This is a genomic window from Actinoallomurus oryzae (genome assembly GCF_039541955.1).
Lineage (GTDB): Bacteria > Actinomycetota > Actinomycetes > Streptosporangiales > Streptosporangiaceae > Actinoallomurus > Actinoallomurus oryzae.
In genome coordinates, this window is sequence record NZ_BAABHF010000007.1 from 38,901 (window position 1) to 52,087 (window position 13,187).

The following is a 13,187-nucleotide window of genomic DNA, read 5'->3' on the forward strand; positions in this document are numbered from 1 at the left end:
GACAGGTGAGGACCGAGATGATCGTCGTTTCCGACCGAGGGCCCCGGGCGCTCACCGCGGACGGCCGTGTCGTCGAGCGCAACGGCTCGGTGACCAAGCTGCTGGCGAGGCAGCTGGCGCGCGTCGGCGAACCGGCGACCTGGATGGCGCCCACGACGGGCGAACTCCACCGCTGGCCCGATCGGCTCGACGAGCTCTCCCGATGCCCCGGAGCGCCGTCCGCCCGCCACGTCCCGATCCAGGTCTCGCCCGAGGCGTATCACGGTTACTACCTGATGGCCGGGGCACGCATGCTCTGGATGGCGCTCCACGCGCTGGAGACGCGCGCCGCCGGCGGGCCCGCCACGGAGCGGGCCGTCGCCGACTACGCCGGGGTCAACGCGGCCGTCGCCGACGCCGTGACGGCGAGCGCGAGCCCGGACGAGCCGGTGCTCGTCCAGGACTACCAACTGGCGCTGGTCCCCGGAATGCTGCGCGAGCGGGGCTTCACGGGTCCGATCTCCTTCTTCCTGCACACGGCCTTCGACGCGGGTTCCTTCACGCGTCTCGGGAGCGGTCTGGCGGACGACTGGCTGAGGTCGCTGTGCACGGCCGACGTGCTCTTTTTCCAGGACCGCCGATGGCGTGACGGGTTCCAGGAGGCCGTACGGCATCGGCTCGGTGAGGGCCGGGCCGGGCCACCGCCGCTTCCCCGGCTCAGGGTCCGCCCGGTGACGCTCGGCCGCGCCGACGTCGCCGCGCTGCGCGCGTCGAGACCCGCCGGCGAGCCGCCGGAGCTGGCCTGGGACGCTCGCCGGGTCAACGCGCTGTTCGTCGGCCGGCTGGACCCGGCCAAGAACGTCGAGCGCTGCGTCGTGGCGTTCGAGGACCTGCTGCGCGGGCGGCCGGACCTGGCCGGCACGGTACGGCTCACCCTGCTTCTCGTGCCGAGCAGGGAGTCCCTGCCCGAGTACGCCGAGTACGCCGGGCGCGTGACCGGCCACTGCGACCGCGTACGACATCGCTTCCCCGGCAGCCTCCACGTCGTGTCAGGGGACGACCAGGGGCGGGCGCTGTGGGCGATGACGCACGCGGACGTCGTGGTCGCCAACTCCGTACGCGACGGCGGCAACCTCGCCGTCCAGGAGGCGGTGGGGCTCAACGAGCGCGGCTGCCGGCTGGTGATCAGCTCCGGGCTCGGCGTGGCGGAGCTGCTGCGGAACGGCGCGCACGTCATCGCGGATCCGTGCAGCGTCGAGGAGACCCGGTCCGCCCTCGGGGCCGCCGTGGACGTGGCCGCCGGTCCGGACGGGCGGGACGCGCCGGAGTCCCGGCTGGCGGCCGCTCGCGAGGCGCTCGACCGCTGTCACCCCGAGGCCTGGCTCGCCTCTCAGCTGGAGAGCTGCCGCGAGGCCGTGTCCTGCGGGAGCGGTCATCGTTAACGCGCGCTGGACGCCTGCCAGACGTCTCGTGCTGGGGACGGCGGATCTGTGCATGTGGCCGCCTCCGGACCTGGAGGAGCGGGTGACCCGGCTCGTCCGGCAGGCGGTGGAGGCGGGGGTCACCCTCATCGACACGGCCGACGCGTACTGCCCGGACGAAGGGAGCTTCGGACTCGGCGAGACGGTCGTCGAGCGCGCCGTCGCGTCGCTTCCGCCTCCCCTCAGGCCGGCCGTCATGACCAAAGGCGGCCATACGCGTTTCAACGGGACGGAGTGGGGCTTCGACGGGTCGGCCGAGTACCTCCGCCGGGCCTGCCGGCGGTCCGCGGAGCGGCTCCGCCGGCGGCCGCTGGACCTGTACGCGCTGCACCGGCCGGATCCCGCCGCACCGTTTCGCGAGTCCGTACGCGGCCTGCTCCAGTGTGTCGAGGAGGGGCTGACTCGCGAAGTGGTGCTGTCGAACGTCGACGCGGAGCGGATCGCGCTCGCCCATGACGTTCTGGGCCCCTCCCTGGCCGGGGTCCAGAACGAGTTCTCCTTGCTGCGCCCGGACGGCCGGCGCGAGATCCGCCTCTGCGAGCGCCTCGGCCTGACGTACTTCGCCTGGGCTCCCCTCGGCGGAGCTCGGGGCGTCGCCGGGCTCGCCCGCTCCGCACCCCTCGCGGCCGTGGCGCGCGCGCACGGGTGCACGCCCGAGGAAGCGGCGCTGGCCTGGGTCCTGGCGGCCGGTCCGGCGGTCGTGCCGGTGGTGGGCACGAGCCGGAGTCGCACGCTGCGTTCCTGCGTTCACGCATTGGATATTCGCCTCACCGACGCCGAGGTCGCCGCACTCGGGTGAACCGTTGTCCGCGTGTTCCTTCGCCGCGCCGATGATTCTCTTTCGTGTCGCGCTCGTATTCTGCTGGTGCGATCACCGTGCGATCATCGAGTGAGTCGGGCTGTGTTTCCCCGTGAGGAGAAGGGCGATGCCTGATCTGGAAAGCGTCTATTCGGCGACCGCCGACACCGCGCGCATCCTCGGAGCGCGCTGCGACCGCGACGCGCTGTGGCCGATTCTCCGCGCGTACGAAGCCGGTTTCACCGGCGGCGCCGTGGCCCTGCGAACGACGACGCGTGCCCGCCGCGGCGGGGAGCTGAGCGTGCGCTACATCGGGCCCGCCGGTGATCCGGACCCCTATCGGGTGGCCCTCGACCAGGGGTTCACGGTCGAGGCGGACCGCCCGGCCGGCCGGCTCTACCGGGAGATCCAGGATCGCGGGGGCGTCGGCTTCCGTGGCGTGGACGTCGGGGTGGCGTCGGGCTTTGAGAAGATCTGGTCCATCTACGCGGAGGAGGGCGGCAAGACCCTCGAGGCGATGAGCCGCACCCCCGCCATGCCGCCGAGTGTCGGCGGCAACCTGGACTATTTCGCCCGGCATGGCCTGACCAGCATCAACGGAATCGCCGTCGACTACCGCAGCCACTCGGTCAACGTCTATTTTCCGTTCACCGGCGCGCGCGATGCCCAGAAGATATCGACGATGATCGAGGATCTCGGTTTCCGCGTTCCCGGCGATGACGAACTCGACCTGTGCTGCCGGGCGTTCTCGGTGTATTTCACCTTCACCTGGAACTCTCCGGATATCGAGCGGATCTGCTTTCCGGTCCGGGCTCCGGAACCCGATCTCGTGCCGGCCCATCTCGATCCGTTGATCGGGCGGTTCGTGCGGGGCGCGCGGTTCCACGATGGCGATCGCGCCTATGTCTATGCTCTCGCGTTCTCCGGGCACGGCCCGTACTACAAGATCGAGAATTTCTACCACCGGCCCGCCCCCATGATCGAGTCTGACCGGCTCCGGACACCGCTCCCGCCCAGGTGAGCACCGCCTCGTCCGCCCGCCCGCGGGCCCCGCGCGTTTAGGCGCGGTGCGCAGGGTATCGGGGGTCCAACGCGAAAAGACGGAGCCGACATGACCGAGGGCGGGCGTCCTGCGGACGCCGGGCGCGGCCGGGAGGAGACGCCGCCCGCGGGCCATGTCGTGAACTTGTCGGACGAGGAGCAGGGGATGACCGCGAACAGCGACGAGCCGGCACGTCAGGAGATGACGGAGGCGGCGGCGGGAGCCGACGGCCTCAAGGGACGGGCTCAGGGGAAGGCCGCGCAGGCCAAGGACACCGTCACCGGCCAGGCCGGTGACGCCGTGCGGGCCACACAGGAGAAGGCCGGGCAGGTCAAGGAGGCGGTCACCGGGCTGGCCGCCAAGGCCCGCGAGAACGCGACGACGCCGGCGATCACCGGCCCGTCGGCGGTCCGCGGCGCGGGCGTCGGGGCCGCGACCATCGGGGTGGCCACCGCGGTGGTCGTGTGGCTGCTGCGCCGCCGGGCGCGGCGCAACGCCAACCACTGGCATCGGGCCGCCGAGACCGCCAGGTCCCAGATCAAGACGGTGCGGCGCGAGGCGAAGTCCGGCCTGAAGGCCGCGCGCAAACGCTCACGCGCGGAGGCCGCGGCCCAGGTCGCCTCGGCCCGGGCGAAGGCGCGCAAGGCCAGGGCGCGCGCGAAGTCCTGGAAGTGAGCATGGGCACGGGCGACGCCGGCGTCCGCCGAGACGAGCGGTTCGTGGCGCCGGCGTCCTCCGGAGAAGAGCCCGGCGACGGCGAGAGCCCGTGCCGGCGGCCTCCCGTCAGCGGACCGTGATGAGCTTCTCGGACGCCTTCTTGTCCGTGGTCCAGCCGCTGTGGCCGTCGCTGGCGCGCCAGTGGCGGCCGGAGTAGCGGACCTCGCGCAGGCCGTACGTCTGGGCGTGGGTGACCAGCCAGCTCGCCATCGTCCAGCCGGACCGGCTGGTGGGCGCGGGCAACTCGTCGCCGTCGTCGCTGAGCTTGAGCGTCGCGCGGAGCTCGGCCAGCGCCGCTCGCGTGTCGGAGTTCTTCTTGCGCTTGTTCGGCGGGTACCAGCAGCGCACGGACGCCGGGACGTGGCCCGTGAAGGCCGTCGCGAGCGTCTTGGCGTCCTCCTCGTGCTGGGCGTAGGCGCTGCCGTCGGCGCTGCGCTGGACCTTCTGCGCGGCCTCGTGCACCGGCAGGCCGGTGTAGTCCTTGACCTTGACCAGCGCGCCGAAGAAGCGGCCGGCGGCGTACGCCGGGTCCTTCAGCTTCTTGGCCGACCCCCAGCCCTGCGACGGGCGCTGCTGGAAGAGGCCGACGGAGTCGCGGTCGCCGCTCTCCAGGTTGCGCAGGTGCGATTCCTGCAGCGCGGTCGCGTACGCGATGACGGTGGCGCGCTCGGGCAGCTTCCGGCGCAGCGCGACCGCGGCGATGGTGGAGGCGTTGGCGGCCTGCTCCAGGTCGAGCGGCATCACTGCGGCGTCGGCGCGCGCCTCGCAGCTCGTGCCGTGGAGGTAGGGGCGGAAATGCAGGTAGAGCACCACTCCGCCGCCCGCGATGACCAGCGCCGTGGCCAACGCGACCGCGCCGAGGCGTAGCCGTCTCCTGTCCGCACTCCCCACGCGAAGACCGTACCGGCTCGGCGACCCTGATGCGTGTCGGTCGACCGCCGCGCCGCTATCCTCGCCGCCATGACCGACACGTTCACCAGCCCGATCTCCAGCGCCATCGACGAGCTGTGGGAACGCCGGGCGGAACTCAGCCCCGAGGACACGGACGCGCGCTCGGCCATCCTGGCCGCCGTCGACCAGATCGACGCGGGCACCGCGCGCGTCGCCCGGGTCGACGAGACCATCGACGAGGTCGTGGTCGACGAGCGTGCCAAGCGGGCGATCCTGCTGGGCTTCAAGGTTCTCGAGATGACGACCTCGCAGGCCGGCGACTTCCAATATCACGACCGGATCCCGCTGAAGACCCGGTTCGACGGCGTACGGGTCGTCCCCGGTGCGATCGCGCGCTGGGGCTCCTACCTGGCACCCGGCGTCGTGCTGATGCCGTCGTTCACCAACGTCGGCGCGTACGTCGACTCCGGCACGATGGTCGACACGTGGGCGACCGTCGGCTCGTGCGCGCAGATCGGCAAGAACGTCCACCTGTCCGGCGGCGTCGGCATCGGCGGAGTGCTGGAGCCGCCGAACGCCCGCCCCGTCGTCATCGAGGACGAGGCCATGATCGGCAGCCGCTCGATGATCGTGGAGGGCGCGCGCGTCGGCAAGGGCGCGGTCGTCGGCTCAGGTACGAACCTGTCGGCGTCCATGCCGGTCATCGACGTGCAGACGGGTGAGGAACTCGGCCGCGGCCGGATCCCCGACTGGTGCGTCGCGGTCGGCGGAACGCGGCTCAAGGAGTTTCCCGGCGGGACGTTCGGCATGCCCGCGGTGCTGGTCATCCGGCGCCTGGAGCCCGGCATGCGTCACGACAAGTCCCAGCTCAACGACATTCTGCGCGACCACGGCCTCAGCGCGTAGGCGCTCAGTGGAATGCGCCGGGGCCCGCGGACGGGCCCCGGCGCCGGGCGGGGTCAGGGTGTGCCGTCGGCGAGGGCGAGCAGGCGGTCGGCCGTGCCGTTGAAGACGTCCTGGCCGCCGGGGAACGTGCCGGCGTCGGCGTACTGCCAGAACGTGTAGGCGGTCCAGCCGGCCGGGAGCGGTGGCGTGGTGGCGTACGCGGCGACCCACAGCGGGTCCCGCGAGCCGAAGTCCGCGCTCCCGCCGGTGCACTGCTTCCACCAGTTCGGCGACGTGTAGATGATCGGCCAGCGGCCGGTCCTGGCGTGGTACTCGTTCACGAACTCGGTGATCCAGCCGGTCATGGCGCTCTGGCTGAGGCCGTAACAGATCGCGCCGTACGGGTTGTACTCCAGGTCGAGGGTGCCGGGCAGCGTCTGGTGGTCGGCCGACCAGGCGCCGCCGTGCGCGGCGAAGAAGTCGGCCTGCGCGGCGCCGCCCGATGCGCTCGGGACGGCGACGTGGGCCGCGCCGCGGATGAGACCGGCGGCGTACGCGCCGGCCGACAGGCGGGGGAAGTTCGGGTACTGGTACGTGGTGCCCTCGGTGGCCGTGATGAAGACGAACTTCGCCCCGGCCGCCACGACACCCGTCCAGTCGACGCCGGTGGTCGCGCCGGAGATGTCGAATCCGGGTACCGAGGCCGCGAGCGCCGTGCGGTCGGCGGGAGCCGTACGGGCCGAGGCCGCCGGAGTGGCGGCCGCGCAGGTGGAGCCGGCGGCCAGCACCGCCGCCGCGAGTGCCGTCATGAGGCTGCGGGCGGACATCGTCGTTCCTTACGCCGGGCGGATACGGGGGAGGTGAGGGGTCCCCGGCGACAGCGGGGCGGACGCCGGGGACCCGTCACGCGTGGCGGGGCTCAGGCGGTGTTGTCGGCCAGGGCGAGCAGCCGGGCGGCCGTGCCGTTGAAGACGTCCTGGTCGCCGGGGAACGTCCCGCTGTCGGCGTGCTGCCAGAACGTGTAGAAGCCCCAGCCCGCCGGCAGCGTGCCCGCCGAGCTGGAGTAGCGCGCGATCCAAAGCGGGTCGTTGTTGGCGAAGGTCGTGTCGGAGTTACCGGTGCAGGTCTTCCACCAGTCGAGCGTGGAGTAGATGACCGCCCAGCGGCCGGTCCTGGAGTGGTACTCGTTGACGAACGCGTGGATCCAGCTGCGCATCGACGCCTGGCTGAGCCCGTAGCAGGTCGAGCCGTAGGGGTTGTACTCGATGTCGAGCGCGCCCGGGAGCGTGTGGTGGTCGGCCGACCAGGCTCCGCCGTGGCTGGCGAAGTAGTCGGCCTGCGCGGCGCCGCTGGAGGTGTTCGGCGTCGCGAAGTGGTACGCCCCGCGGATCAGGCCGACGTTGTAGGACCCGACGTACTGCTGGCTGAAGTACGGGTTCGTGTACGACGTGCTCTCGGTCGCCTTGATGTAGGCGAACTTCGCGCCGTTGTTCTTGACCGTGGTCCAGTTGACGTTGCCCTGGTAGCTGGAGACGTCCAGGCCGGGCAGCCCGGAGACGGCGGGGGTGACGGTTCCCGGGGCGGTCGAGCCCGAGCGGGCGGCCAGGCTCCAGCCCATGTGGTCCTGGTCGGGGTGGGTGATCGGGTTGGGGGACGCACCGGCGGCGGGGCCGAGGGCGAGGGTGGTGCCGGCGAGGGCGAGCGCCGTGACGGCGGTGCTCATCCGGCGGATCATGCGGCGGGCCACGGATCCTCCTTGGGGGGATTCGAGGGGCGGGGGGAGAGTGAGGCGGTGTCGCCTCAGGAGCCTTCGCGGGCGCCGACGGCGGGGCCGTGGTCGCCGCGACGGCGGGGTCCGGGCAGGTTCGACCGGACGTACGGGGTCGCGCGCTCGGCGCGGAGGGGAGAGGAGCCAAGGGCGGTGGCGACGTCGTTGCGCAGCTGGGGCAGCTTGGCGTACAGCGCGTCGCCGGGGCACTCGGTGCTGTTGTAGTCGCGGTGGCCGACGATCGCGGCGTGCGGGTCGAGGCCGTAGTCGTCGCAGAGCCAGGCGAGCGTCTGGACGAGGGCGTTCCAGAGCGCGGCCGGGGGCAGGACGCTGGTGTAGGTGCCCTCGTTCTCGATGCCGAGGGTGTGCCCGTTCTCGTTGGCGGTCTGGGCGCCCATCACGTTGGCGCCCTTGCCGATGGCCTCCAGCGAGCGGTTGCGCCCCTCCATCACGTAGCCGCCGCGGCTGATGGTCAGCTGCTGTCCGGTGTCGGCCCAGCCGTTGGTGTCCATGTGCAGGTCCTGGCAGTCACGGGACAGCTGGAACGCGTGCGAGAGCGAGTAGTCGGTGGAGTTGGGGAACGCCATGTGGTGGACGACGAGGTGGTCGGGTGCGGCGATGATCTGCGCCGGCGACGTCGGGGGCCGTGCGCCCCATTCCGCCCGGGTGTAGATGCGGGGTTTGGTGTAGGCGCCGGCCGGGGCCGACCGGGTGAGGTCGGCCGCCCCGATCAACGCGGCGCCGCCCGCGACGGCGGCCGCACGCGCGATGAAGCCGCGACGGCCGAAGGACGATGTGTGGGACATGGCGGGGGACTCCCTGCGGTCGAAGCTGATTCCGCTCCCGCCATAGGTAAATATCCTACCCAGTAACCTCGTGGAAGGTGGAAAATTCCCCCAACAGAGTCCCTTTCCGTTGGCAGGTCGGTAAGTCAGTACTGGTCAGAAGTGTCGTCAAGAACGCTGCGCCGCGTGGGGGTTGGCCGGATCCGGGCACGTCCCAAGTAGGCTGAGGGCTCATGCGGCTCGATCTGAACCAGGACGTGGCGGCCCTGACCGCGGCGATCGTCGACATCGAATCCGTCAGCGGCGACGAGAAGGCCCTCGCCGACGCCATCGAGGAGGCGCTGCGGGCCCTGCCTCACCTCACCGTCGAGCGCGACGGCGACACGGTGATCGCGCGTACGTCCCAGGGACGGAGCGAGCGCGTCGTCATCGCCGGCCACATCGACACCGTGCCGGTCAACCGCAACCTGCCCTCCCGGGTCGAGGGCGAGCGGCTCTACGGCTGCGGCACCGGTGACATGAAGGCCGGCGTCGCCGTCCAGCTCAAGCTCGCCACCCTGGCCGAGACCAACCGCGACGTGACGTACTTCTTCTACGAGTGCGAGGAGATCGAGGAGGCGCGCAACGGGCTCAAGCGCATCGGCGACACCCGCCCCGAGCTGCTCCAGGCCGACTTCGCCGTGCTCATGGAGCCCTCCGGCGGCATCATCGAGGGCGGCTGCCAGGGCACGATCCGCGTCGAGGTGCGGGTGCCCGGCGAGCGCGCGCACAGCGCCCGCTCCTGGATGGGCTCGAACGCCATCCACAACGCCGGCGCGGTGCTGGACGTCCTGCGCGCGTACGAGCCGCGGCGCCCGGTCGTCGACGGCCTGGAGTTCCACGAGGGGCTCAACGCAGTGTTCATCAGCGGCGGCGTGGCCGGAAACGTCATCCCCGACGAGTGCGTGGTGACCGTCAACTACCGCTTTGCTCCCGACAAGTCGCTCGAAGACGCCGAAAAGCATCTGCGTGAGGTCTTCACCGGGTACGACGTGACCGTGGTCGACGGTGCCGCGGGCGCCCGGCCCGGCCTCACGCATCCGGCCGCCGCGGCGTTCGTCGAGGCGATCGGCGGCGCGTCTATGGCGCGGGCCAAGCTGGGGTGGACGGACGTCGCGCGGTTCTCCGCGCTCGGCGTCCCGGCGGTCAACTTCGGGCCCGGGGAGCCGAGCCTGTCGCACACGAAGGACGAGTACGTCGAGATCCCGCGCATCTTCGCGGGGGAGGAGAGCATGCGGGCCTGGCTCACGGCGTGACGCGATCCGCGCAGGTGGTGACCGCGGCGTTCACCTCCATGCGCGCGACGACGGGCGTACGGAGACGCGCGGGCGTACGGCGGGTTGCGTTCTCGTGACGCGTCCGCCGGCCGAGTTAAACGGGTTGCCCGGCTGGCTACGGTTATGGACATGCGATCTGACCAGGTGCCGCGCAGGAGGCGGCAGGGCCCTGTCACGCTCCGCGGCAAGGCCATCCCAGCCACGACCACCGACCAGCGACTCCTCGATGCCCGTGGCCCCTCGGACTGGGTGCACACCGACCCCTGGCGAGTGCTGCGCATCCAGGCGGAGTTCGTCGAGGGTTTCGGGCTGCTGGCCGACCTGCCGCACGCCGTGAGCATCTTCGGTTCCGCGCGCACCAAGCCGGACAGCGAGGAGTACGAACTGGCGCAGCGGATCGGCGCGGCACTGGCCGGGGCCGGGTACGCGGTCATCACGGGCGGCGGGCCGGGCATCATGGAGGCCGCCAACGCCGGCGCCGTCTCGGCGGGCGGCATCTCGGTCGGGCTCGGCATCGAGCTGCCCTTCGAGCAGAGCCTGAACGACCACGTCGACATCGGCATCGAGTTCCGTTACTTCTTCGTCCGCAAGACGATGTTCGTGAAGTACTCCCAGGCCTTCATCGTGCTGCCGGGCGGCTTCGGCACCCTCGACGAGCTGTTCGAGGCGATCACCCTCGTCCAGACCAAGAAGATCACCCGGTTCCCGATCGTGCTGGTCGGCACCGCCTTCTGGGGCGGCCTGCTCGACTGGATCAAGAACCAGATGCTGCCGGCCGGCAAGATCGCGGTCGAGGACATGGACCTGATCCACCTCACCGACGACCCGGCCGAGGTCGTGGACATCGTCAAGCGCGCCCACGAGACGCAGGAGCGTCTGCTGGAAGAGCGCGCCGCGCAGGATGAGCTCGCGGCCGGGGGAGGGAACGGTTCCTGATGCGGATCTGTGTCTTCTGCTCCTCCAGCGGCCGGATCGACCGCCGTTACCTCGAACTCGCCGAGGAGGCCGGCAAGGAGCTGGCCCGCCGGGGCCACACACTCGTCAGCGGCGGTGCGACCGTCTCGTGCATGGGCGCCGTCGCCCGCGCCGCACGGGACGGTGGCGCCCACACCGTCGGTGTCATCCCCCAGGCGCTCGTCGACGTCGAGGTCGCCGACGAGGACAGCGAGCTGGTCGTGACCGAGGACATGCGGTCGCGCAAAGGCGAGATGGACCGTCGCTCGGACGCGTTCCTGGTCCTGCCCGGCGGGCTGGGCACGCTGGAGGAGCTGTTCGAGATCTGGACCTCGCGCGTGCTCGGCATGCACGACAAGCCGATCGCCATCCTCGACCCGTACAACCTGTACGAACCGCTGCGCGACCTGATGAAGCACCTGCTGGAGGAGGGCTTCGCCCGGCCGCGCATCTTCGACGCGATCGGCTGGACCAGCACGGTGGCGGAGGCCTTCGACCACCTCGAACGCACTCCGGTACGCCTGGAGGCGACGGCCGAGGACTACATCGAATCGGAGCCGTGAGCGGTCCCGGCGCCGGGTGTGGCACGATCGGATGATCGAGGCACAGAGGGGAGCCCGAGCTTGCTCGTCATGACCATCACCGTGGCGCTGGCCGCCGTGGCCGTGCTGGGCGCGATCGTCGTCGTGGCCGTGGGCGGAGGCGGGCAGCTCTCCACGGAGCACCCGGACCATCCGCCGCTGGCCCTGCCCGGACGCCGTTCCGTCGGCGGCACCGACGCGGCGCTCCTTCGCCTGCCGCTCGGGCTCTGGGGCTACCACAAGCAGATCACCGACGAGGCGCTGCAGCGCTTCGCGGACGAGTTGACCGAGCGCGACACGCGCATCGCCGTGCTCGAGCAGGAACTCGCCGAGGCGCGCCAGGGGCGCGACGGCGACACGCGGCCCGACCTCCGTCCGGAAAGGCGTGGCGACCGCCGTGCGGCGGCCCTGCCTCCGGCGCGGGACGACGCGCCGGACCCGCTGGTCACCCGGACCGACATCCGGCCCGGCCTGTCCGCCGCGCATCAGGAGCCCCTCGCCACCCGCTTCGACGTCCCCTCCGAGGGGTCCACGCGGATCGGCGACCCGTGGAAGACGATCGTCGACCGCCCCGAGGACGCCGAGGAGGAGACCGACGCGGTCGAGGAGCCCCCGGCGGAAGAGCCCGGGGAGCGGCCGGTGGAGGCGTCGCGGGAGCGGCCCGCCGAGTCGGCCGTGTCCGCCGACGCCGCCCGGTCGTCCGAGCCCGCCGAGCTTGCCGAGCACGCCGAGCGGCCCGCGGAGCGGAAGGACGACGGCCAGTGAGCCGCGTCGCCGTGCACGCCTCGGCCGACGTACCGGCGCCCGCCGAACGCGTGTGGGAGCTGCTCGTCGACTGGCCGCGGCACGGCGAGTGGGTTCCCTTCACGCGTGCGGAGGGCGGCGCGGCCGAGGGCGAGGGCGTGGAGGCCTGGACCGGCGTCGGGCCGGTGGGCTTCCTCGACACCATGGTGATCTCCGAGTGGCGGCCGCCGACGCGTGTCGCGGTGCGTCACACGGGGCGTCTGGTGCGTGGCGAGGGCCGCTTCGACCTGCTCGACCTGCCCGGAGGACGGTGCCGGGTGACCTGGGCCGAGCTGATCGACCTGCCGCTGGGCCCGGCCGGCCGCGTGGGCTGGATCGCCGTCGGCCCGCTCGCGCGTCTCATGCTTCACACCGCGCTCCGCCGCCTCGCTAAACTGTTCGAATGACGATGATCGGCCCCGACGGGCTGGCGCGCTGCCCGTGGGGCGTTTCGGCGCCCGACTACATCGCCTACCACGACGAGGAGTGGGGCCGGCCGGTCCGCGACGACCACGGACTGTACGAGCGCCTCTGCCTGGAGGCGTTCCAGTCCGGGCTGTCGTGGCTGACGATCCTGCGCAAGCGGCCGGGCTTCCGGCGCGCCTTCGACGACTTCGTGCCGGAGAAGGTCGCGGCGTACGGCCCGGCCGACGTCGAGCGGTTGCTCGCCGACGCCTCCATCGTGCGCAACCGCCGCAAGATCGAGGCGGCGATCGCGAACGCCCGTGCCTCACTCGACCTGCCGGACGGGCTGGCGGCTCTGGTGTGGAAGTACGCCGACCCCGGCGCGCCGGCCCCGCAGACGGTCGCGGACGTGCCGGCCACGACCCCTGGCTCCAAGGCGCTCGCCAAGGAGCTCAAGGGGCATGGCTTCCGGCACGTGGGCCCCACGACCGTCTACGCGCTGATGCAGGCGTGCGGCCTGGTCGATGACCACCTGCTGGAGTGTCACCGGCGCGGAGCCTACACCACGGGCTGACCATTCACCGCGGGTCCCCAGGGGCGGGCCCTTTGGATACGGGCGAGGTCGTCTTTCCGCGGCCCTTTTCTATTCTGTGGTGGGCTCGCCATGATGGATCCGGCATTTAGGTGAGTGCTCATTGCGATTTCCACGCAGTTGTCGCCGGCGTGACCACTGCGGCTGCTTCGGCGCCAGCGGGTGGTCATTTCGCCCCCTCTTTCACGGTAGTGGAACGGCGGCCGAAT

The 13,187-nt window shown here is 71.7% G+C and carries 16 protein-coding genes; 11 read left to right on the forward strand and 5 right to left on the reverse strand.

All coding sequences use genetic code 11. The features are described 5' to 3' along the window. Window positions 1-17 precede the first annotated feature (17 nt). The 4 genes from ABEA10_RS01200 to ABEA10_RS01215 all read left to right on the forward strand — a co-directional run bounded on the left by ABEA10_RS01200 (window position 18) and on the right by ABEA10_RS01215 (window position 3,976). Window positions 18-1,421 (forward strand): trehalose-6-phosphate synthase, encoded by a 1,404-nt coding sequence (locus tag ABEA10_RS01200; RefSeq protein WP_345456104.1) that lies wholly within the window; start codon window positions 18-20, stop codon window positions 1,419-1,421. A 28-nt stretch (window positions 1,422-1,449) separates the two neighbouring features. Further along, window positions 1,450-2,259, forward strand: coding sequence for an aldo/keto reductase (locus ABEA10_RS01205; protein WP_345456106.1), 810 nt, complete (start codon window positions 1,450-1,452; stop codon window positions 2,257-2,259). A gap of 127 nt (window positions 2,260-2,386) precedes the next feature. Then, window positions 2,387-3,280: an aromatic prenyltransferase gene (locus ABEA10_RS01210; protein WP_345456108.1), complete on the forward strand. Its 894-nt coding sequence runs from the start codon at window positions 2,387-2,389 to the stop codon at window positions 3,278-3,280. Window positions 3,281-3,370: 90 nt separating this feature from the next. Further along, a complete protein-coding gene (locus ABEA10_RS01215) occupies window positions 3,371-3,976 on the forward strand; it encodes a hypothetical protein (RefSeq protein WP_345456110.1) in 606 nt (201 codons plus the stop codon). Window positions 3,977-4,084: 108 nt separating this feature from the next. Here ABEA10_RS01215 and ABEA10_RS01220 read toward each other — a convergent pair whose 3' ends face one another. Further along, window positions 4,085-4,909 carry a hypothetical protein gene (locus ABEA10_RS01220; RefSeq protein WP_345456112.1) on the reverse strand — a complete coding sequence of 275 codons (825 nt, stop codon included), beginning with the start codon at window positions 4,907-4,909 and terminating at the stop codon, window positions 4,085-4,087. Window positions 4,910-4,978: 69 nt separating this feature from the next. Between ABEA10_RS01220 and ABEA10_RS01225 the strand changes: the two genes are divergently transcribed. Next, a complete protein-coding gene (locus ABEA10_RS01225; protein WP_345456115.1) occupies window positions 4,979-5,815 on the forward strand; it encodes a 2,3,4,5-tetrahydropyridine-2,6-dicarboxylate N-succinyltransferase in 837 nt (278 codons plus the stop codon). A 53-nt stretch (window positions 5,816-5,868) separates the two neighbouring features. On the opposite strand, the gene ABEA10_RS01230 is transcribed toward ABEA10_RS01225, so the two are convergent. The 3 genes from ABEA10_RS01230 to ABEA10_RS01240 form a co-directional block, all read right to left on the reverse strand. After that, window positions 5,869-6,621: a GH25 family lysozyme gene (locus ABEA10_RS01230; RefSeq protein ID WP_345456117.1), complete on the reverse strand. Its 753-nt coding sequence runs from the start codon at window positions 6,619-6,621 to the stop codon at window positions 5,869-5,871. A gap of 92 nt (window positions 6,622-6,713) precedes the next feature. After that, on the reverse strand, window positions 6,714-7,541 hold the full coding sequence (locus ABEA10_RS01235) for a lysozyme (protein ID WP_345456120.1): 828 nt from the start codon (window positions 7,539-7,541) through the stop codon (window positions 6,714-6,716). Window positions 7,542-7,594: 53 nt separating this feature from the next. Next, window positions 7,595-8,368 (reverse strand): peptidoglycan recognition protein family protein, encoded by a 774-nt coding sequence (locus tag ABEA10_RS01240; RefSeq protein ID WP_345456122.1) that lies wholly within the window; start codon window positions 8,366-8,368, stop codon window positions 7,595-7,597. Between the two features lie 212 nt (window positions 8,369-8,580). Between ABEA10_RS01240 and dapE the strand changes: the two genes are divergently transcribed. The 6 genes from dapE to ABEA10_RS01270 all read left to right on the forward strand — a co-directional run bounded on the left by dapE (window position 8,581) and on the right by ABEA10_RS01270 (window position 12,960). Then, window positions 8,581-9,642, forward strand: a complete 1,062-nt coding sequence (gene dapE, locus ABEA10_RS01245) for a succinyl-diaminopimelate desuccinylase (protein ID WP_345456124.1) — start codon at window positions 8,581-8,583, stop codon at window positions 9,640-9,642. 150 nt (window positions 9,643-9,792) lie between these two features. Then, window positions 9,793-10,599: an LOG family protein gene (locus ABEA10_RS01250; RefSeq protein WP_345456126.1), complete on the forward strand. Its 807-nt coding sequence runs from the start codon at window positions 9,793-9,795 to the stop codon at window positions 10,597-10,599. Next, window positions 10,599-11,180, forward strand: a complete 582-nt coding sequence (locus tag ABEA10_RS01255) for an LOG family protein (RefSeq protein WP_329241632.1) — start codon at window positions 10,599-10,601, stop codon at window positions 11,178-11,180. Before ABEA10_RS01250 ends, ABEA10_RS01255 begins: the two co-directional genes overlap by 1 nt. Window positions 11,181-11,249: 69 nt before the next feature. Then, window positions 11,250-11,963 (forward strand): hypothetical protein, encoded by a 714-nt coding sequence (locus ABEA10_RS01260; RefSeq protein WP_345456130.1) that lies wholly within the window; start codon window positions 11,250-11,252, stop codon window positions 11,961-11,963. Continuing rightward, on the forward strand, window positions 11,960-12,388 hold the full coding sequence (locus ABEA10_RS01265) for an SRPBCC family protein (RefSeq protein WP_345456133.1): 429 nt from the start codon (window positions 11,960-11,962) through the stop codon (window positions 12,386-12,388). The genes ABEA10_RS01260 and ABEA10_RS01265 overlap by 4 nt, the downstream gene beginning before the upstream one ends. Then, complete coding sequence (locus tag ABEA10_RS01270) at window positions 12,385-12,960, forward strand: DNA-3-methyladenine glycosylase I (protein ID WP_329241624.1); 576 nt, start codon at window positions 12,385-12,387, stop codon at window positions 12,958-12,960. The genes ABEA10_RS01265 and ABEA10_RS01270 overlap by 4 nt, the downstream gene beginning before the upstream one ends. On the opposite strand, the gene ABEA10_RS50970 is transcribed toward ABEA10_RS01270, so the two are convergent. Further along, on the reverse strand, window positions 12,945-13,148 hold the full coding sequence (locus ABEA10_RS50970; RefSeq protein WP_425550849.1) for a DUF397 domain-containing protein: 204 nt from the start codon (window positions 13,146-13,148) through the stop codon (window positions 12,945-12,947). The genes ABEA10_RS01270 and ABEA10_RS50970 overlap by 16 nt on opposite strands. Between the last annotated feature and the right edge of the window lie 39 nt (window positions 13,149-13,187).